Raw genomic sequence first — 19,617 nt, 5'->3', positions numbered from 1 at the left:
AATCGTGCCGCCGGGGCAAAGACAGCGCCACCCCTGATCGCAGCACACTGCGTATCCGGTGTGCGCCTGCACGTACGGCAACACGCAGCCATCAACCCGCATCCCGTGCGCGGTAGCTGCCGGGCCTGCCTGCGCCGTTCCCCTCCCTTGCTTTTGCCGATTGCCACCGCGTTGGTTCGCTGGCCTTGCTTGCCACCACCACACCTGGTCTGACCGTCCGGATTCTTGCCATCTGCAGCAACCGGGCACGTGCAAAGGAAAGAGGAGAGAAAATGAAAATGGAAACACCGCTGCATAACCCGCTGGCTACCGACGGCTTTGAGTTTGTCGAATACACTGCCCCCACTGCCGAAGGCATTGCCGATTTGCGCCAGCTGTTCCTGTCGCTGGGCTTTGTCGAAGTGGCACGGCATCGCAGCAAGAATGTCAGCCTGTACCGCCAGGGTGACATCAACTTCATCCTGAATGGCGAGCCTACCCAGCCGGCCAACGAATTCGGCAAGGTACATGGCCCGTCCGCCTGTGCCATGGCCTGGCGGGTGAAGGATGCGGCCAAGGCGTATGAATATGCGCTGGCGCACGGTGCCAAACCCTATGTGCGCCCCATCGGCATGATGGAACTGAACATCCCGGCGGTGGAGGGTATTGGCGGCTCGGCGCTGTACTTTGTCGACCGTTACGGCCCTGCGCACAATATCTACGATGTGGATTTCCTGCCGCTGGACGGCGTGGAGCAGCACCCGGCTGGTGTCGGCCTGTATGAGATCGACCACCTGACCCACAATGTTTTCCGCGGCAATATGGCCAAGTGGGCCGGTTTCTACGAAAACATCGGCAATTTCCGCGAAATCCGCTATTTCGACATCGAAGGCAAACTCACCGGCCTGGTATCCAAGGCCATGACCAGCCCTTGCGGCAAAATCCGCATCCCCATCAATGAGTCCTCCGACGACAAGAGCCAGATCGAGGAATTCCTGCGCGAATATCATGGCGAAGGCATCCAGCACATTGCGCTGACCACCCGCGACATCTACCAGACGGTGGAAACGCTGAAGGCCGCCGGTACCCGCTTCCTGGATACGCCGGACACCTATTACGACAAGGTGGACAGCCGCGTGGCTGGCCATGGCGAAGACCTGGCCCGCCTGCGCAAGAACAGCATCCTGATCGACGGTGCACCGGTGGAAGGCGCGGGCATCCTGTTGCAGATCTTCACCGAAACCGTCATCGGGCCGATTTTCTTCGAAATCATCCAGCGCAAGGGCAACGAGGGCTTTGGCGAGGGCAACTTCCGTGCCTTGTTTGAATCCATCGAAGAAGACCAGATCCGCCGCGGCGTGCTGAAGGCGGATTAAGGCAAGCAGAACAAGGTGGCAGATGGTGGCACCGTCTGCCTCTGTGCACAGCTCTCCCTGCATGGCGGCCAGCCATGCAGGCAAGGAATGGCCCATGCGTAAATGGATAGGATTCCCGCACCGGGAAGGGACAATTTCCCGTCAGGCCCACGCCGATTTACCGGCGGAGGGTATTTATGAACGTGAAGTCGGGCGTAGCGGTTTTTTTGGCCCTGCCACGCATCTGCATCACAAGCACCCGCCCACTGGCTGGTCGGCATGGGAAGGGCCGCTCAAGCCGCGTGCCTTCGACCTGAACGAACTGCCCAAGGACGTGGCAGCCCCCTGGTCCGCCCCGCTGGTGTTGCACAACAGCCAGTGCCAGTTGCGCATCTGGACCTGCTCCCAGGCCATGACCCAGCTGTACCGCAATGGTGACGGCGATGACATGCTGTTCATCCATGCCGGTAGCGGCGAGCTGTTTTGCGACTACGGCCACCTGAGCTACCGCGATGGCGATTACATCCTGATTCCGCGCTCCACCAACTGGCGCATCGAACCGGCCGAAACCACCACCATGCTGCTGATTGAAGCCAGCAACGGGGCATATCAGCTGCCGGACAAGGGCATTGTCGGCCCGCATGCGATTTTCGACGAAGCCATGCTGGATGTCCCGGCCATCGACGATGCCTTCAGGGCGCAGCAGACCGAAGACGAATGGCAGGTGGTGATCAAGCGCCACAATGTGCTGTCTACCGTCACCTACCCGTTCAATCCGCTGGATGCCATCGGCTGGCATGGCAATATCGCGGTGGCGCGGATCAACTGGCGCGATATCCGGCCACTGATGAGCCATCGTTATCATCTGCCGCCCTCGGCACACAGCACCTTTGTGGCCGACGGCTTTGTCATCTGCACCTTTGTGCCGCGTCCGATCGAATCGGACCCCGGTGCGCTCAAGGTGCCGTTCTATCACAACAACGACGACTACGACGAAGTCATCTTCTACCACGCAGGCGACTTCTTCAGCCGCGACAATATCAAGCCCGGCATGCTCACCTTCCACCCCGCCGGCTTTACCCATGGCCCGCACCCCAAAGCCTTTGCCAAGGCGATGAGCGAGCCGAAAAAGTTCACCGACGAAGTGGCGGTGATGATCGATACCCGCAACGCGCTGGAGCAGGGGCCCGGCCTGCCTGCCGTGGAGTGGACGGGCTATGTGGACAGCTGGAAGCCCAAGACCTGAACCAGACACCGGGCGGCTGGCGTGATGAGCCATACCGCCCGTCAAGGAAAGCACACCGATGAAACTTGCCACCTACCGCAACCACACCCGCGATGGCCAGCTGATGGTTGTCAGCCGCGATCTCACCCGCGCCATCGCCGTACCGCATATCGCCGCCAGCCTGCAGGCTGCGCTTGATGACTGGAGCCATTGCGAGCCTGCCTTGCAGGAGATTTATGCCGCCCTGAACCAGGGGACGGTCAACGGTGCCGTCAGCTTTGACCAGTCCGCCTGCCACAGCCCGCTGCCACGTGCCTACCAGTGGGCAGATGGCAGTGCTTACCTTAATCATGTGGAACTGGTACGCAAGGCGCGTGGCGCCGAAGTACCGGCCAGTTTCTACCAGGACCCGCTGATGTATCAGGGCGGGTCGGACACCTTCCTGCCGCCACATGCCGACATTCCGCTGGCCGATGTCAGCTGGGGGCTGGATTTTGAAGGCGAAGTGGCAGTGATTACCGACGATGTGCCGCTGGGCAGCCAGCCTGGTGATTGCGCCGCACATATCCTTCTGCTGATGCTGGTGAACGATATCACCCTGCGCAACCTGATTCCGGCCGAGCTGGCCAAGGGTTTCGGCTTCTTCCAGAGCAAGCCGGCCACGGCCTTCTCGCCGGTGGCGGTAACGCCGGACGAGCTGGGCCAGACCTGGCACGACAGCAAGGTACATCTGCCGCTGCGGGTGGAATACAACGGCAAGCTGTATGGCCAGCCACAGTGCGGAGTGGAAATGCAGTTCAACTTTGCCCAGCTGGTGGCGCATGTGGCCAAGACCCGTGCGCTGGCGGCAGGCTCCATTGTTGGTTCCGGCACCATTTCCAATCATGACCGTGCCACCGGCTCCTGCTGCCTGGCCGAGCAGCGCATGATCGAGATCATCGAACAGGGCGCACCCGTCACGCCCTTCATGCAGCCAGGCGACCGCATCCGTATCGAAATGCTGGATGCTGCGGGCCATTCCATCTTCGGTCGCATCGATCAGCAGGTAGCTGCCCATGACTGAGCGCGTGCTGTATGGCTACTACCGCTCCAGTGCCGCTTACCGGGTGCGAGTTGCGCTGAATCTCAAGGGCCTCTCCTACCGGCAGCAGGCGGTCAACCTGCTCAAGGGCGAACAGCGCGATCCGGCCTATCTGGCGCTCAACCCGCAAGGGCTGGTGCCAGCCTTGCTGGATGGCGGCCTGTTGCTGACCCAGTCGCTGGCCATCTGCGAGTATCTGGACGAAGCCTATCCGGATACGCCAGCGCTGCTGCCGCGCGACTTGCACGAACGGGCAAGGGTGCGGGCGCTGGCCTTGAGCATTTGCGCCGACATCCACCCGCTGCACAATGCCCGTGTCCTGAAATATCTGGAAGGCGAACTGGAGCAGCCAGAAGCGGCGAGGCTGCAATGGATACGCCACTGGATTGCCACTGGATTTGAGGCACTGGAACAGCAATTGGCGGCCAAGCCGCAGCCCTTCGCCTGCGGTGATGCCCCCGGCCTGCTGGATGTCTGCCTGGTGCCACAGGTATTTGCCGCGCGGCGCTTCGGGCTGGATCTGACGCCGTATCCGCACATCGTGCGCATTGATGCCGCCCTGGCCAGCTTGCCAGCCTTTGCTGCGGCACATCCGGCGCGGCAGGCGGATGCGCCGCCGGTTTGATAAGGTAAATAGCACCACTTGCTTTAATTCAGCGGTATTTTCAGCCTTTTTGAAAAATGTCTTGACGCAGCTGGTCTGCTCTGATTTAATGCGTGGCTCTGATGACGCGAAAGCGTAGCAGTGATGGCCAGTTAGCTCAGTTGGTAGAGCAGCGGATTGAAAATCCGCGTGTCCGTGGTTCGATTCCGCGACTGGCCACCAACATCACCGCAGCTGTCAGACGGCCAGTTAGCTCAGTTGGTAGAGCAGCGGATTGAAAATCCGCGTGTCCGTGGTTCGATTCCGCGACTGGCCACCAGAATTCACGCAAAAGCCAAGCTCAATGCTTGGCTTTTTGCATTTCTGCTCCCGCCGCAGTGTAGTCCTGCAGCTACATGGCAGGGGGTGTAAAATCGCTTGCTCCCCCACTCAAGCGGAGTCCTGCCGTGTATCGTTTCATCGCCTCCGATCTGGACGGCACCTTGCTGGATGAACACCACTGCGTCAACGCGCTGACTGCGCAAACCCTGCAACAACTGGAAGCACGCGGCCTGCATTTTGCGCTGGCCACCGGCCGTCATTATCTGGATGTAAAAGGCATCCGGGATGCTCTGGGCATTGCCGCCTATCTGATCAGCTCCAATGGCGCGCGCGTGCATGACCCGGACAACCGCCTGATCCACAGCAGCAATCTGGACCCCGCCATCGTGCGCCAGATTGCCCAGCCGGAATTTGCTGCCGGGACGGTGCTGAATTTCTATCTGGATGATGCCTGGCTGATCGACCAACCCTACCAGTACCTGCTGGATCTGCATGCTGACTCCGGCCTGCACTACCAGGTCGCACCCCTGCATCAGCATGATGGGGCAGGAGTGGCCAAGGTCCTCTACATTGCGGACCATGCCCATTTGCTGACTGTCGAGGCCAAGCTGCATCAGGCCTTGGGTGAGCGTGCCTATATCACCTTCTCGGCGGATAACTGTCTGGAAGTGATGGCACCCGGCGTATCCAAGGGCCATGCGCTGCAACTGGTGCTGGACGAGCTGGCTATCGACACCGCTGATTGCCTGGCGTTTGGCGATGGCCAGAACGATATCGAACTGCTGCAAACCGTGGGCCACCCGCGGGTGATGGCCAATGCCCACCCGAGGCTTGCATCGCAGCTGCCGCAGGCGCAAACCGTGGCCAGCAATGCACAGTCCGGCGTGGCCCTGCATCTGCGCCAGTTATTCGCCCTGTAGCCGCCGGGCGTTGTTCCGCACGCAATGAAAAATGGCTGCCATCGGCAGCCATTTTGATTGTTGATACTTGGCATCTCGCTTTCTTGCGAGAAAGCGAGGCTCCCTTTCAAGGAAAGGGCGGGGGGATTGGGAATCGATGGGAAGGCTGCGGAATCAAGCAGTGAATCGAAAGGCCCGGCTTTGCCGGGTCCCATACCATCGCACCAAATTACTGTGGCAGCAGCCTGAGGCTGCCTGAGGCAGCCCTTGTCGTTTTTGCGGAGCCTGATCAGCCCTGCAAGGCTTGCGCCAGTGCGCCGGCCTTGTCACCAACAATCAGATGCCAGGTACCCGGCTGGGTCTGCACGCAGGCCATGACCCCGGCTTCGCGGGCCGCTGCTTCATTCAGGCTGGCCGCCTGTTTCAGCTGCACGCGCAGGCGGGTGTGGGCAATGGCTTCCACCTGCTGCACATTGCCACGGCCACCCAGTGCGGCCAGGATGGCTGCGGCTGTGGCGGCCAGTTGCGGGTCGGCCGGGGTGCTGCTGACTGCTGCCGGAGCATGGGCTGTTGCAGTGGCTGCACTGGCTGCTGCTGCCGCAGGCAGTTCCGCATCGTCACCAGCGGTTTTCAGGTAGATCTCCATATCGGTTTTCAGGTTTTCCGATTGCGGCCCGAAAATGGCCTGAATGCCGCTGCCTACCTGAACCACGCCGGATGCACCCATGGCCTTGAGCTTGGCCTGGTCCACCTGTGCCGGATTTTTCACGGCAATACGCAGACGGGTGATGCAGGCATCCAGATTGGTGATGTTGCTGCGGCCGCCAAAGGCCAGTACCAGGGCGCGGGCGCGCTGGTCTTCGCTTACCGCACCTTCGCTGCTGCTGTCTTCATCTTCACGACCCGGTGTTTTCAGGTTGAATTTCAGGATGACGAAGCGGAACACGCTGTAGTAGATGACGGCGTAGATCGGCCCCAGGATGAACACATACCAGGCATGGTGCGATTTGTTGCCGATCAGGTTGAACATCAAAAAGTCGATGCCACCTTGCGAGAAGGTGAAGCCCATGTGCATGTCCAGCGAGTTGGCCACGAACTGGGCCGATGCTGCCAGGCAGGCGTGGAGGAAATACAGCACCGGAGCCACGAACAGGAAGGCGAATTCGATGGGTTCGGTAATACCGGTCAGGAAGGAAGTCAGCGCGGCGGAAATCATGATGCCGCCCACTTTCACACGGTTTTCCGGCTTGGCGGTGTGCCAGATGGCGATGGCAGCAGCCGGCAGGCCGAACATCTTGAACAGGAAGGCACCGGACAGCACGCCTGCAGTCGGATCACCGGCAAAGAAGCGGTTGATGTCGCCGTGGATGTGTTTGCCGCTGGCATCGACAAAGTCGCCCATTTCAAAGAAGAAGGGCACGTTCCAGATGTGGTGCAGGCCAAACGGAATCAGCAGACGCTCGACGAAACCATACACGGTGGCGGCAGTGCGCGGGTCGCTCACGGCAGCCCATTGCGAGAAGGTCTTGATGGCACCACCGATGGGCGGCCAGACGAAGGACAGTACCGCACCCAGCACGATGGCGGCCACCGCGGTGACGATGGGCACAAAGCGCTTGCCGGCAAAGAAGCCCAGGTATTGTGGCAGGCTGATGCGGTAGTACTTGTTGAACATGTATGCCGCCAGCCCACCGGCCAGTATGCCGCCGAACACGCCGGTCTGGATGGACGGCATGCCCATGATGGTGTCGGGTTTCACGCCCAGCAGCCCGGCCATGACGCCCAGCGTGGTGGTCATCACCAGGAAGCCGATGGTGGCGGCAATGGCGGCCACACCGTCGTTTTCGGTAAAGCCCAGCGCCACGCCCACGGCAAAGATCAGCGGCAGGTTGCCGAAAATCACGTCACCGGCGTTTTTCATCAGCGACAGGATGGCAAGCAGCACGGTGCTCTGGGTGTGGAAGTCGGTGGCGCCAATGCCCAGCAACAGGCCGGCTACCGGCAGTACGGCAACAGGCAGCATCAGTGCCTTGCCGATTTTCTGCAGAAAAGCGAAGGATTGATCAAACATGATAGTGATTCCTGCGTAATGCTCCCGCCTGCGTCAGCAGGCGAGGAGCCAGCACCGTCCGGGCAAAGCCGGACGGCAGGTTCGTCGCGCTTAGCGCGCCTGTTGTGCCAGATGGGCGCGCACTTCGGCTACCGTTCCCAGTGCCAGCACCTGTTGGGCCAGCGTACGGCATTCGTCCATGCTCCAGCGTGCCAGTGTGGCCTTGACGCTGGCTACGGCCGGGGTGCTGACCGATAGTTCGGTCACGCCCAGGCCTACCAGTACCGGCGCGGCGCGTTCGTCCGACGCCAGTCCGCCGCACACGCCCACCCACTTGCCGTGGGCGCGGGCACCGTCGCAGGTCATGGCAATCATGGCCAGCACGCCCGGATGCAAGGCATCGGCCTGCTTGGCCAGTTGCGGATGGCCACGGTCCATCGCCAGTACGTACTGGGTGAGGTCGTTGGTGCCGATGGAGAAGAAATCCACTTCCGGCGCAAAACGCGCAGCCAGGATGGCGGCAGACGGTACTTCCACCATGATGCCTACCTTGACCTCGGCATGGCCGCTGGCAGCTTGTTCTTCGGCCAGAATGGCCTTGGCGGCGCGCAGTTCGTCCAGGGACGCCACCATGGGGAACATGATGTGCAGGCGGGTGAGCGGAGCGGCTTGCAGAATGGCACGCAACTGGGTGCGCAGCAGGTCTGGGCGGTCCAGGCTGACGCGGATGCCGCGCAGGCCGAGGAAGGGGTTGTCTTCCTTGGGCAGCGGCAGGTAGGACAGCGGCTTGTCGCCACCTACGTCCAGCGTGCGCACTACCAGCGGGTGATCGCTGCCCAGCTCGCGGGCCACCGCGCAGTATTCGGCAGCCTGTTCGGCTTCGGACGGTGCGGTGTCGCGGTTGTCGAACAGGAATTCCGAACGCAACAGGCCCACGCCTTCGGCACCGGCTTTCACGGCATCACGGGCATCGGCGGCATTGCGGATATTGGCCACCACTTCGATACGGCTGCCATCGCTGGTTTGTCCCGGCTGCTGCGACATGGCCTGTTCGGCGGCGCGACGTTCGGCCAGACGGGCGATGGCGGCTTCGGCTTCGGTCTTCTCGGCGGCGGTGGGGGCAATGTTCAGCGTGCCGGCAGTGCCGTCCAGAATCACCTCACGGCCATCTTGCAGCGCCAGTGCAGCTTGCGAGATACCGCAAATGGCGGGAATGCCCAGCGAGCGGGCCAGAATGGCCACATGGCTGGTGGCACCGCCAGTGCGGGTGCAGAAACCCAGTACCTTGCTCGGGTCCAGCGCGGCGGTGTCGGACGGTGCCAGGTCTTCGGCAATCAGGATGGAACCGGCCGGTACGTCCAGCTCGGCTTGCTTGACGCCAGCCAGCAAGGCCAGCACGCGGCGGCCTACATCGCGGATGTCGTTGGCGCGTTCACGCAGCAGGGCGTTGTCCTGCGCTTCCAGACGGGCAGAGTAGGCACTGAAGGCGGCACGCCAGGCCCAGGCAGCGGATTTGCCATCGGCCAGGCTGGCATAGGTCAGGGCCAGCAGGTCCGGGTCTTGCAGCAGTTCCTGATGCATGGACAGGATGGCGCGCTTGGCCTGGTCTTGCAGCTGGGCCTTGATGGCTTCGATCTGCTCGGCAGCTTCTTCCGTGGCGCGGGTGAAGTTTTGCTGTTCCACCACGCCGGCGGCACCGGCTTCCACCACGTCGAATTCTTGCAGGCGGTGATGGAAGATACGGCCAATGGCGATGCCGGGCGAAGCACCCACGCCAGCCAGCACGCCAGCGCTGTCCTGTTGCACTGGCTGGGTAGCAGCCGGGGCAGCTGCGGCCGGCGCTTCGTCCAGGCTCTCACCGCAGCGGTCCAGCAGCAGTTGGGACAGTTCGGCAATCGCAGCGGCGGCATCCGGGCCGGTGGCCAGTACCCGCACCTGATCGCCGTTGACGGTAGCCAGGCCCATGATGCCGACTACCGATTTGGCATTGGCCACCTTGTCGCCCAGTTGCAGCTGGATATCCGCTGCAAAGCGTTTGGCGGCGCTGGCAAATACCGCAGCCGGACGGGCATGCAGGCCGGCCGGGTTGGTCAGGGTGATGGTTTCCGAACTCAGGGTTTCGCCTTCGGCCTGGCTGGCGGCTTCTGCGCTGCCTTGCAGGTCCAGCGTCATGATGATGCTCTTGCCTGCTTCGACCAGACCGCTGGCGCAGGTGAGCTTCTCCACCACTTCACCATTGGTGATGATGATCTGGGTGAGCAGGCTGGGGGCGGTGCAGGCGACCAGGTCGAGGTCGAAGTCGATCAAGGCCTGGCCGGCCTTCACCTGCTGGCCTTGCTCCACCAGCGGCACAAAGCCTTCGCCCTTGAGCATGACGGTGTCGATGCCGATATGCACCAGCACTTCGACGCCATTGTCCGAGGTGATGGTCAGTGCATGATGCGCAGTATGAATATTGCTTACAGTACCGCTGACCGGAGCCAGCAGCGAGCAGGAGGTCGGGTCCAGGGAAATGCCGTCACCCACCATTTTGCCGGCGAAAACCGGGTCGGGGACGGTATCCAGAGCGACCAGCCACCCGGAAAGGGGGGCGAGAATGTCCAGTCGTGGCGCGGGAGAGCCCATGTGAAACTCCTCAGGAGTTGATTGCAACAGTTATTTTATTACGAGCGATTGTTGGGGCAGGATTAAGCCGCAACTCGGCGCGTAAGGCAAGTGCCTAATCAGCCCGTTAAACGCAAGAATGTTGTTATTGCAGGATTAAACCCGGTTTTCTGCTGAATGTGTAGGCAGTTTGCAACTGTCTGCATCATGCCAATATTGTAATTTAGCTACAGCAAGGATGTGAAACTGGCTTGATGGCCGTCAACAAAATGGCGGGTGAGTGCAACCGCAATGCCACACCCTTGAACCGCGATGTCCGGCTCAGTATGGCAGCCATGCGTTCAGCATAGCGGGATGGCGTGGGCTGGCAAGGCCGCAGTGCCCGGGCCGGAACGCAAAAACGCGGCCTGCCAGAGCTGGCGTGCCGCGTGAGAGATGGGGGATAAGTCGGTTTACTGCTGTTGACGGCCAGCAGGTTCACCCAAGAAGAACAGTGCCAGCGAGCTGGTGATCAGGAAGGCGGAATATTCCCAGCCGCCGCCCTGATTGGTGAACATCCAGCCATTGGCACCATGCACCAGTACGATGGTGCCGGCCAGCAGCGGCACCAGCGCCAGTGCAACCCAGCGTGCTTTCAGTCCCAGGATCAGCAGCAGGCCACCACCGATTTCAGCGGCCATCGACAGATAGCCGACAAAGCCGGGCAGGCCGAGGCTGGAGAAGAACTGGGCAGTACCGGCCGGGCCGAAGACAAACAGCTTGGTAGCACCATGTGCCAGATACATCAGGCCCAGGGATACGCGCAGAATCAGGGCGGAAAGTGCGGGAGAGGTGGTGTTCATGGCAATACTCCTGTAGCGGTTAAAGCCCGTTTGTGGATGGGCGGTGGCAGTGGGAGTATTTGACCATGCACTTATCGCTTGATAAACATGCTATAAATGAAGAAATTATTTACTAATTGGAAATTGTATGGACAGATTCTCGGAAATCCGCGCCTTTGTCACCGTGGCCGAGCAAGGCAGCTTTGCCGCTGCAGCGGACAGGCTGGACCTGTCGCGTGCCATGGTAACCAAGCTGGTATCGGCACTGGAGGCCCGGCTGGGCGTCCGGCTGATGCATCGTACCACCCGTCGCCTGTCGCTGACCGAAGCGGGTGAAACCTATCTGGCGCAAGGCGGCGCACTGCTGGCGGAACTGGAAGACCTGGACGCGCTGCTGTCGCAAGGTGCCAGCAAGGCCAGCGGCCGCTTGCGGGTGACGGCACCGGTTTCTTTCGGCATGCGCTTTCTGGGACGGGCGATTGCCGGTTTCCAGCGCCAGCATCCGCAGGTGGAGGTGGAACTGTCGCTGAACGACCGCAAGGTGGATCTGGTAGATGAAGGCTTTGACCTGGCAATCCGCGTGTCCAATCTGGACGATTCCAGCCTGATTGCCCGGCCGCTGGCCAAGGTGCGAGACCGTCTGTGTGCGTCACCGGACTATTTGCTGCGCCACGGCGTGCCGCAGCATCCGGACGAACTGGCCCAGCATGATTGCCTGATCTACACCCTGATCAATCAGCCCCATTTGTGGGAATACCAGGGGCCGGATGGCCAGCCGGGCAAGGTGCGCATCAAGGGCAGCCTGCGTGCCAATAATGGCGACATCCTCACCGACGCCGCCGTGCATGGCATGGGCATTACCCGTCAGCCGGAATTCCTGCTACAGCAAGCATTGGCAGCAGGACAGCTGCAAACCATTCTGGATGACTACCACTGGACCTGCCTGGATGTGTCCGCCGTGTACCCGGTGCGTCGCCATGTGCCGGGCAAGGTAAGGGTATTTGTGGACTTTCTGGTCGATTTTTTTGCCCAGCAAAAAAACAGCCCGTCGTATGACGGGCCATAAGCTGACTGAAAGGTCGAACGAGGTACAACATTAATCAGTGCTTGGCGGGCGGTGCATCCGGTTCCGGCAGCACTTCACCATTGAGCACGCGCTGCATGCGGTCGGTATCCAGCGCCTTTTCCCACTTGGCCACCACCACGGTGGCCACGCCATTGCCGATCAGGTTGGTGATGGCGCGTGCTTCGGACATGAAGCGGTCCACACCAATCAGCAGCGCCAGGCCTTCCACCGGCAGCTTGCCGCCCAGCGTGGCCAGCGTGGCCGCCAGGGTGATGAAACCACCGCCGGTGACGGCTGCTGCGCCCTTGGAGGTGAGCAGCAATACGCCGATGATGCCCAGCTCTTCACCCAGGCTCAGTTGCACATTGGTAGCCTGGGCAATGAAGATGGCCGCCATGGTCAGGTAGATGGACGTACCGTCCAGGTTGAAGGAGTAACCTGTCGGAATCACCATACCCACCACCGGTTTGGCGCAGCCCAGGTGTTCCATCTTCTTCATCATGCCCGGCAGGGCGGATTCGGACGAAGACGTACCCAGCACCAGCACGATTTCTTCCTTGATGAAGGCCAGGAACTTGAAAATGCTGAAGCCGTTGAAGCGGGCGATCGCGCCCAGCACGATGAAGACGAAGGCAAAGCAGGTGAGGTAAACGCAGGCCATCAGGAAGCCCAGCTGTTTGAGCGAACCCACACCGTATTTGCCGATGGTGAAGGCCATGGCACCGAACGCACCGATCGGGGCCAGCTTCATCAGCATGTTGATCACGCCGAACAGCGCATGCGAGAACTCGTCCAGCATGGAAATGACGGTCTTGCCGCTGCTGCCCATGCGGGTGAGCGCCAGGCCCAGCAATACCGAAAACAGCAGCACTTGCAGGATTTCACCGGTGGCAAACGCGCCCACCACGGTATCCGGAATAATGTGCAGCAGGAAGTCGACGGTATTCATGTCCTTGGCGCCGGCGGCAAACTTGGCTACCGACTTGGCGTCAAGGGTGTGCGGGTCCACATTCAGGCCGGCACCGGGTTGCAGCAGGTTCACCACCACCAGGCCAATCACCAGCGCCAGCGTAGTCACGACTTCAAAGTAAAATAGTGCCTTCACGCCAACACGGCCCACTTCCTTCATGTCGCCCATCTTGGCAATGCCCACCACCACGGTGGAGAAAATGATGGGGGCGATCATCATCTTGATCAGCTTGATGAATGCATCACCCAAAGGCTTCATCTTGGCGGCGGCTTCCGGATAGAAAGCCCCCATCAGTACGCCGATGGAGATGGCAACCAGCACCTGGAAATACAGGCGCGAGTGGAGCGGTGTTTTGGCTTGCATGTCTGGTCTCTTGTTCTCGGATATTCAGAGGTTGAGCGTTGTTCCGGATCCTGATGGATCCTGTTGTTGCTTGCATCCTAGCAAGCGCTGGGTCTTTGGCTAATTGCTGATATCCCTAAGCCAAGCTGGAAAATACGGATTTGTCGCCGGTATATTTAAATTTCCAGAAAATTCCTAGTAAAAAATTGGTTATTTACTGGACTTTATGTCTGCTTTATCCCATTGTGCATTTCCTGTTCCGAGCAAAGAATTTCACCTTTAGGTCAGTATCCGCTTTCAGACCCGTGCGTTGTTTAAGCAAGGCCCCTGTCCAAGCTGCTTGATTCTGATGTTTTCGGTGGACGATCAAGTCCGCAGAACGTTAAAGGATAATTTTCATGGTGAAGGCCGACCCGATTCCTGCCGAAGTGCGCGAACGCATCCATCGCGTTGCCGCCGAGCTCTATGCCAAGTCAGGTTACCAGTCATTGCCTGCGCTGGACGATGTGCGCAAATGTGCCAATGTCGATATGAATGTGGCCAGTCTGGTACTCAAGGAGTGGCGCAAGATTCAGCCGGTCAGCCCCGAGCCACTGGGAAGCAAGCTGCCTGCGCCGGTTGAGGAAGCTGGCCTGGCAGCGATTGATGCTGTCTGGCTGCATGCCCAGCAGTTTGCCAATCAGCATTTGCGTGCAGCCCAGGCAGGCTGGCAAACCGAGCGTGAAGAACTGGATGCGCTGCGCGCCGAGTTGGCAGAGGCCTTCGAACGCCAGGCGGCCGAGCTGGATGCGACCAGTCAGCAGCTGAGCATGGTGTTGGCACTCAATGCCCGTCAGCAACAGGAGCTGGAGCGTGCTGCCCCACGTCTGGATGAGTCTGCCAGTCGGCTGGGAGAGACCGAAACGCGGCTGGTGACGGTGGAGCGAGAGCTGGGTGAAACCCACGAGAAACTGGCGCAATCCTACGACGATGTACGCGCACTACGCCAGCAGTGTGATGAGTTGCGCAAGGAGTGTGATGGCTTGCGCAAGCAACAGGCGCAGTTACAAGAAGAGCTGCGTGTCCAACGCTCGGACAAGGAAAGCGCCCATCGTGCCGTAGCCAGTCTGCGTCAGCAATTGCAAGCCGCAGGTGGTGGAAACCCGGCTGGCCAGGTTGGTGCGCCGGAAGCTGCGCAGGATTCTAATGAAAGCAATGAGATCGAAGCGGTGGCCTATGGCCAGTCGGTAAGCAGTCGTTTGGCCACTTCCTCGCGTGCAGCCGACCTGATTGTCCGCTCACGCTGATGACACAAGCTGGCGCCTGTCTGTGGCGCCAGCCTTGCGCTACCGTTCAATGAAACTGGCGGATGTAGGACGCCACGCCTCCCAATAGCATTTCAATCGAAATCGCAGTCAGCACCAGTCCCATCAGGCGCTCCAGCGCGGTAATGGCCTGCTCCCCCAGCAGCTTTTGCAAGCGCCCGGAAAACAGGAATACCACGGTAGTTACCAGCATGCAGATGGTGAGCGCACCTATCCATTCGAGCATGCGTGCCGGTTCGCGGGTGGACATCAGCAGCACCGTGGCCATGGCTGAAGGCCCGGCAATCAGGGGAATGGCAATCGGCACGATGAAGGGTTCGCCGTGCATCTTGTCGCTGCCGAATACGCTGCCGCCTTCGCTGGGGAAAATCATTTTCAGTGCAATCAGGAACAGGATTACCCCGCCTGCCACCTGCATCGACTGATCAGTCAGGTGCATCACATCCAGAAAATTCCGCCCGAAAAACATGAAAGTCAGCAGCACCAGAAAAGCGATCAGGCATTCGCGGTACACCACTTTCTTGCGGCGCTCCGGTTTTACCTGCTTGAGCGCGGAGATGAACAGCGGAATATTGCCGAGCGGATCGGTAATCAGGATCAGCAAGACCGTGGCGGAAATGAAAGAAGTTTGCATGGTGGTGTCGACGTGTTGGTCAGTGAAACATTCTGCCGGCGGCAGATTTTATTTTAGTTGCTGCCTGCAAAGGGATGCGGGCAGTAAAGCAAACAAGCCCGGGAATGCCGGGCTTGTCAGGCTGCTGACAAAGTAACTGGTGCGATTGCACAGGTCCCTGCACCGCCGGGCCGTTCGACTAAGTTAATTCGTCCACAACCTTCCCATCGATTTGCCTGCCCCTCGCGCTTGCCCTGTCAATTACAGAGACTGGCGAACGCGAGAAGCGGTTTGTCAGATTTGGCGATCGCAGTTTATTCGGCGTCGGCAACGCCGTTTGCCTCGTCATCTGCCGCCGGTTTCTCGCGGCGGGCGCTGCCAGCCACCATGGGGATGGCAAACAGACGGCAGGGCAGCGAACCGTTGAACAGCGGGGTGCGGCGCTTGACCGACAGGTGGATCAGGTCGGACAGGCGCAAATCGCCAGTAAAGAAGTGCGCGGTCCAGCCGGCGAAGTGGGCCTTCAGCCAGTCGCCCAGCTGCGGGTACAGCTCGGCCAGCGCGTCCTGCTCGTCCATGCGCACGCCATAAGGCGGGTTGGTGACAATGAAGCCGCTATCGGCAAACGGGCGTGCTTGCAGCACGTCTTGTGCCTGCAGCTCGATGGCATCGGCCAGACCAGCGCGTTGCAGGTTGGCACGGGCGATGGACAGCATGTTGCGGGCGCGGTCGCTGCCTTTGATGGCCAGATTGCGCACCGGCAGTTCGGCCGCGCGCGCTTCGCTCAGCAGCGCTTCCCAGGACAGGGCGTCAAATTCGCGCAGGCGCTGGAAACCAAAGCGGCGGTTGCGACCCGGCGCGCGTTTGAGTGCGATGTCGGCCGCTTCCACCAGAAAGGTGCCGCTGCCGCACATCGGGTCCAGCAGCGGCTGGCTGCCATCGTAACCGGCAATCAGCAGAATGCCGGCTGCCAGGTTTTCCCGCAGCGGGGCTTCACCGGTTTCCTCGCGCCAGCCGCGCTTGAACAGCGGTTCACCGCTGGTGTCCAGGTAGATGGTGGCATGGTCGCGGGTGAGGAAGGCGTGGATGCGCATGTCTGGTGTGCGGGTGTCCACATTGGGACGGCCGGCATTGGCCTGACGGAAGCGGTCGCACACGGCGTCTTTCACCTTGAGCGAGACAAAATCCAGGCTGCGCAGCTGTGCGCCGATGGCATCGGTTTTTACCTTGATGCTGCGCGATACGTCGAACCAGCGCGGCCAGTCGATCTGCATGGCCAGCTGGTAGATATCGCTTTCTTGCTGGTAACCGCCTTCGGCCAGCTTCAACAGCACACGGCTGGCGGTGCGGCTGTGCAGGTTGGCCTTCATCATGATATCGGCGTCGCCACGGAAGGCTACCCCGCCGTCCACCTTGCTGACATCGTTGGCACCCAGTGCGTTCAGTTCGGCCACCAGCGTCATTTCCAGGCCGCGCGGACAGGGGGCGAACAAGGCCAGTTGCTTGTCGCGCAGGCCGGTCAGCGCATATACCGTTTGCGCGGCCAGCTTGTCGTTCCATGCCGGTTTGTCGGTATTTCTGGCCTGGCGGCTGTCTTGCTGGCGCGGGTCGCGCTCCATGCGGTGTTTGTTGTCGAAGGGCTTGAGGCTGGCCGGGGAGTTGCCCCGCTCGCGGGGTTCCCAGCTGCGTTCATGACGGGCATCGCGACGCGGGCTGTCCTCGCGCTGGAAGCGCTCACGCGGTGCGCTGTCTTCCCGGCGATCGGCCGGTTTGGAGAACAGTTTGCGTGGTGCGTTTTCCTGCGCCGGTTCCTCGCGGCGGAAGCGGTTTTCCCGTTCCGCAGCCGGTGCCGGCAGGATTTCCGGGTCGTAATAGCTGGCCGCATCATTGCGTTCCACGCGGCGCGGGGCTTGCTCGCGCGGCTGCTCGTCACGGCGGAAGCGGTTATCACGCGACGCGCTGTCATCACGACGTTCGGCCGGCTTCGCGAACAGCTTGCGTGGTGCGTTTTCCTGTGCCGGTTCGTCACGGCGGAAGCGGTTTTCCCGTTCGGCCGTCGGTGCCGGCAGGATTTCCGGATCGTAGTGACGGGCGGCATCATTGCGCTCGAAACGGCGCGGAGCCTGTTCCCGTGGCGGCTCGTCACGGCGGAAGCGGTTATCACGCGGCGCGCTGTCTGCACGGCGCTCGGCCGGCTTGGAGAACAGCTTGCGCGGGCCTTGCTCTGCCGCCGGAATGGTCGGTGCCGTCTCTGGTGTGTCGCGTTCCACATGACGCGGAACATGAGGTTTGTGTTCGATCTGGCGATCCGGCTGGCTGTTCAGCGGTTTGCGGCCGGACGGGCCACGGTCACGCTGATAGCTGCGTTCGCCTTCCGGGCGGCGCGATTCATGCAGATCGCCACGGCTATCGGCCGGATGCAGGCTGCGCGGTGCCGAGGCATCGCGTTCGCGCGGCGGATAAGGCTTACGCTCGCGGTCGTCACGGTTGAACGGTTTGCGGTCACCGTCACGGGCGTCGAAACGGCGCGGCTCGCCATCGCGCGGCGGGTAGGGCTTGCGCTCGCGGTCGTCGCGGTTGAATGGTTTGCGTTCGCCGTCACGGGCGTCGAAACGGCGCGGCTCGCCATCGCGCGGCGGATAAGGCTTGCGCTCGCGGTCGTCACGGTTGAACGGTTTGCGTTCGCCATCACGCTGCTCGAAGCGGCGCGGCTCGCCATCGCGCGGCGGGTAGGGCTTGCGCTCGCGGTCGTCGCGGTTGAACGGTTTGCGTTCGCCATCACGCTGCTCGAAGCGGCGCGGCTCGCCATCACGCGGCGGGTAGGGTTTGCGCTCGCGGTCGTCGCGGTTGAACGGTTTGCGCTCGCCATCACGCTGCTCGAAGCGGCGCGGCTCGCCATCACGCGGCGGGTAGGGCTTGCGCTCGCGGTCGTCGCGGTTGAACGGTTTGCGCTCGCCATCACGCTGCTCGAAACGGCGCTGTTCTCCTTGGCGTGGCGGCTGACCTGCTGCCGGACGGCGCGAGGAGTAAGGATCGCGTGGGCCGTCGGCCGACGGTGCTTTCTTCTGGATGATGGGACCCTTGGCCGTGCCATCGGCGGGTGCGGCGGCACTACCAGCGGCAGGCTGAGCGGATGAGGTGTCGCTGCTGCTGACATCGCGGCGCAGATTGGCGCGCTGGCGTGAACGGAAAGTGGCCATGGGTACATCCTTCAAATAAGCAAGCTTTAAGCAATCTTCCATTTTACCTTATTTAAAGGCGCACTGCTTGGTGCTGCTCCGCCTTTCAGGTAGCATGTCCGGTTCCCTTTTGTTTTGGCGCGGCTTTGCCATGTTGCAGGATTCATTTGCCACCCGTCTGGTGGCCTGGCAGGAACATCACGGCCGGCACGATCTGCCCTGGCAGGTGAGCGACCCGTACCGGGTATGGCTGTCCGAAATCATGTTGCAGCAAACGCAGGTAACTGCGGTGCTGGGCTATTACGCCCGCTTCTTGCAGCAATTCCCTGACGTGGCCAGCCTGGCGGCCGCGTCTGTCGATGAGGTGCTGGCCTTGTGGAGCGGCCTTGGCTATTACAGCCGGGCGCGCAATCTGCACAAGGCCGCCCGCATGGTGATGGATGAATTTGGCGGACGGTTCCCGGAACAGCGCGAGGACATCCAGCGGCTGCCTGGTGTCGGGCGCTCCACGGCTGCCGCAATCGCAGCCTTTGCCTTTGGCCAGCGGGAAACCATTCTGGACGGTAATGTCAAACGCGTCTTGACGCGTTGCTTTGGCATCAGCGGTTTTCCCGGTGAGAAGACAGTGGAAAACAGGCTGTGGACGCTGGCAGAATCCTTGCTGCCTGCTGACGCTGCGCAGATGACGGCCTACACCCAGGGCCTGATGGATCTTGGCGCCACCGTGTGCGGCCGCAAGCCGGCCTGTACCGTGTGCCCGATGGTGGATGGCTGTGTAGCCGCACAGCAGGGGCGTACCCATGAGTTGCCCACACCGCGACCAAAGAAGGCGGTGCCCACCCGACACACCGTCATGTTGCTGGCACAGCATGGTGACCGGATCTGGCTGGAGCGCCGGCCGCCCACGGGTATCTGGGGCGGCTTGTTATCCCTGCCTGAGTTTGCCGACTCCATGGCGGTGGAAAGCTGGCTGGCCGAGCAGGGCAGTGGTGATGTGCTGCCCTCCTGGCCGGAGCTGGAGCATGTGTTTACCCATTTTCGCTTGATCATCACCCCGGTGCCGGTGCGGCTGGATACGCTGGCCGGCTCCCGGGTACAGGATTCCGCCGGCCAGTGGCTGCCATTGGAGCAGGCACTGGAGGCCGGATTGCCCGCCCCGGTCAAACGGCTGTTGCAGCGTTTGAATGCGTGAGTGCGGCGTATT

The 19,617-nt window shown here is 61.2% G+C and carries 14 protein-coding genes and 2 tRNA genes; 10 read left to right on the top strand and 6 right to left on the bottom strand.

The annotated features are described in order from the left end of the window. Positions 1–272 precede the first annotated feature (272 nt). The 7 genes from hppD (at position 273) to JHD62_RS04770 (ending at position 5,485) form a co-directional block, all read left to right on the top strand. Positions 273–1,355 (top strand): 4-hydroxyphenylpyruvate dioxygenase, encoded by a 1,083-nt coding sequence (gene hppD / locus JHD62_RS04800; RefSeq protein ID WP_045846639.1) that lies wholly within the window; start codon positions 273–275, stop codon positions 1,353–1,355. Positions 1,356–1,449: 94 nt separating this feature from the next. Beyond that, entirely contained in the window at positions 1,450–2,580 is a 1,131-nt protein-coding gene (locus JHD62_RS04795) for a homogentisate 1,2-dioxygenase (protein WP_062789191.1), read from the top strand. Between the two features lie 58 nt (positions 2,581–2,638). After that, positions 2,639–3,622, top strand: a complete 984-nt coding sequence (locus JHD62_RS04790) for a fumarylacetoacetate hydrolase family protein (protein ID WP_199101982.1) — start codon at positions 2,639–2,641, stop codon at positions 3,620–3,622. Continuing rightward, positions 3,615–4,265, top strand: a complete 651-nt coding sequence (gene maiA / locus JHD62_RS04785) for a maleylacetoacetate isomerase (protein WP_199101981.1) — start codon at positions 3,615–3,617, stop codon at positions 4,263–4,265. The genes JHD62_RS04790 and maiA overlap by 8 nt, the downstream gene beginning before the upstream one ends. Before the next feature lie 125 nt (positions 4,266–4,390). Beyond that, positions 4,391–4,466, top strand: a tRNA-Phe gene (locus tag JHD62_RS04780). Positions 4,467–4,487: 21 nt separating this feature from the next. Next, positions 4,488–4,563 (top strand) — tRNA-Phe (locus tag JHD62_RS04775). 127 nt (positions 4,564–4,690) lie between these two features. Then, positions 4,691–5,485 carry a Cof-type HAD-IIB family hydrolase gene (locus JHD62_RS04770; RefSeq protein WP_370541028.1) on the top strand — a complete coding sequence of 265 codons (795 nt, stop codon included), beginning with the start codon at positions 4,691–4,693 and terminating at the stop codon, positions 5,483–5,485. 268 nt (positions 5,486–5,753) lie between these two features. Here JHD62_RS04770 and ptsG read toward each other — a convergent pair whose 3' ends face one another. From ptsG to JHD62_RS04755, 3 genes are all read right to left on the bottom strand, one after another. Beyond that, positions 5,754–7,535 carry a PTS glucose transporter subunit IIBC gene (gene ptsG / locus JHD62_RS04765; protein ID WP_199101979.1) on the bottom strand — a complete coding sequence of 594 codons (1,782 nt, stop codon included), beginning with the start codon at positions 7,533–7,535 and terminating at the stop codon, positions 5,754–5,756. A gap of 90 nt (positions 7,536–7,625) precedes the next feature. Then, positions 7,626–10,139, bottom strand: coding sequence for a phosphoenolpyruvate--protein phosphotransferase (gene ptsP, locus JHD62_RS04760; RefSeq protein WP_199101978.1), 2,514 nt, complete (start codon positions 10,137–10,139; stop codon positions 7,626–7,628). A gap of 431 nt (positions 10,140–10,570) precedes the next feature. Then, positions 10,571–10,960, bottom strand: coding sequence for a DoxX family protein (locus tag JHD62_RS04755; protein ID WP_045846632.1), 390 nt, complete (start codon positions 10,958–10,960; stop codon positions 10,571–10,573). Positions 10,961–11,087: 127 nt separating this feature from the next. Between JHD62_RS04755 and JHD62_RS04750 the strand changes: the two genes are divergently transcribed. After that, positions 11,088–12,005, top strand: coding sequence for a LysR family transcriptional regulator (locus JHD62_RS04750; protein WP_199101977.1), 918 nt, complete (start codon positions 11,088–11,090; stop codon positions 12,003–12,005). 34 nt (positions 12,006–12,039) lie between these two features. On the opposite strand, the gene JHD62_RS04745 is transcribed toward JHD62_RS04750, so the two are convergent. After that, entirely contained in the window at positions 12,040–13,338 is a 1,299-nt protein-coding gene (locus tag JHD62_RS04745) for a dicarboxylate/amino acid:cation symporter (RefSeq protein WP_199101976.1), read from the bottom strand. A gap of 377 nt (positions 13,339–13,715) precedes the next feature. Between JHD62_RS04745 and JHD62_RS04740 the strand changes: the two genes are divergently transcribed. Continuing rightward, positions 13,716–14,603, top strand: a complete 888-nt coding sequence (locus JHD62_RS04740; protein WP_199101975.1) for a DNA-binding protein — start codon at positions 13,716–13,718, stop codon at positions 14,601–14,603. Positions 14,604–14,649: 46 nt separating this feature from the next. On the opposite strand, the gene JHD62_RS04735 is transcribed toward JHD62_RS04740, so the two are convergent. Further along, a complete protein-coding gene (locus JHD62_RS04735; protein ID WP_045846629.1) occupies positions 14,650–15,255 on the bottom strand; it encodes a MarC family protein in 606 nt (201 codons plus the stop codon). A gap of 293 nt (positions 15,256–15,548) precedes the next feature. Continuing rightward, positions 15,549–18,434, bottom strand: coding sequence for a THUMP domain-containing protein (locus tag JHD62_RS23045; protein ID WP_370541027.1), 2,886 nt, complete (start codon positions 18,432–18,434; stop codon positions 15,549–15,551). A gap of 94 nt (positions 18,435–18,528) precedes the next feature. Here JHD62_RS23045 and mutY point away from each other — a divergent pair, with 94 nt between their 5' ends. Next, positions 18,529–19,605: an A/G-specific adenine glycosylase gene (mutY, locus tag JHD62_RS04725; RefSeq protein ID WP_233160639.1), complete on the top strand. Its 1,077-nt coding sequence runs from the start codon at positions 18,529–18,531 to the stop codon at positions 19,603–19,605. The last annotated feature ends 12 nt before the right edge of the window (positions 19,606–19,617 follow it).

It is taken from the genome of Aquitalea sp. ASV11 (assembly GCF_016429185.1).
GTDB classification, from domain to species: Bacteria; Pseudomonadota; Gammaproteobacteria; order Burkholderiales; family Chromobacteriaceae; genus Aquitalea; species Aquitalea pelogenes.
The sequence above is the reverse complement of the archived record's forward strand: the minus strand, read 5'-3'. Positions and strand labels throughout refer to the sequence as shown.

Excerpts from the sequence above, each read along its gene's own strand:
- hppD (WP_045846639.1), top strand. The coding sequence starts at position 273 with ATGAAAATGGAAACACCGCTGCATAACCCGCTGGCTACCGACGGCTTT.
- JHD62_RS04750 (WP_199101977.1), top strand. The coding sequence starts at position 11,088 with ATGGACAGATTCTCGGAAATCCGCGCCTTTGTCACCGTGGCCGAGCAA.
- JHD62_RS04740 (WP_199101975.1), top strand. The coding sequence starts at position 13,716 with ATGGTGAAGGCCGACCCGATTCCTGCCGAAGTGCGCGAACGCATCCAT.
- JHD62_RS04745 (WP_199101976.1), bottom strand. The coding sequence starts at position 13,338 with ATGCAAGCCAAAACACCGCTCCACTCGCGCCTGTATTTCCAGGTGCTG.
- JHD62_RS23045 (WP_370541027.1), bottom strand. The coding sequence starts at position 18,434 with ATGGCCACTTTCCGTTCACGCCAGCGCGCCAATCTGCGCCGCGATGTC.
- JHD62_RS04795 (WP_062789191.1), top strand. The coding sequence starts at position 1,450 with ATGCGTAAATGGATAGGATTCCCGCACCGGGAAGGGACAATTTCCCGT.
- maiA (WP_199101981.1), top strand. The coding sequence starts at position 3,615 with ATGACTGAGCGCGTGCTGTATGGCTACTACCGCTCCAGTGCCGCTTAC.
- ptsP (WP_199101978.1), bottom strand. The coding sequence starts at position 10,139 with ATGGGCTCTCCCGCGCCACGACTGGACATTCTCGCCCCCCTTTCCGGG.
- mutY (WP_233160639.1), top strand. The coding sequence starts at position 18,529 with ATGTCCGGTTCCCTTTTGTTTTGGCGCGGCTTTGCCATGTTGCAGGAT.
- JHD62_RS04790 (WP_199101982.1), top strand. The coding sequence starts at position 2,639 with ATGAAACTTGCCACCTACCGCAACCACACCCGCGATGGCCAGCTGATG.
- ptsG (WP_199101979.1), bottom strand. The coding sequence starts at position 7,535 with ATGTTTGATCAATCCTTCGCTTTTCTGCAGAAAATCGGCAAGGCACTG.
- JHD62_RS04755 (WP_045846632.1), bottom strand. The coding sequence starts at position 10,960 with ATGAACACCACCTCTCCCGCACTTTCCGCCCTGATTCTGCGCGTATCC.
- JHD62_RS04735 (WP_045846629.1), bottom strand. The coding sequence starts at position 15,255 with ATGCAAACTTCTTTCATTTCCGCCACGGTCTTGCTGATCCTGATTACC.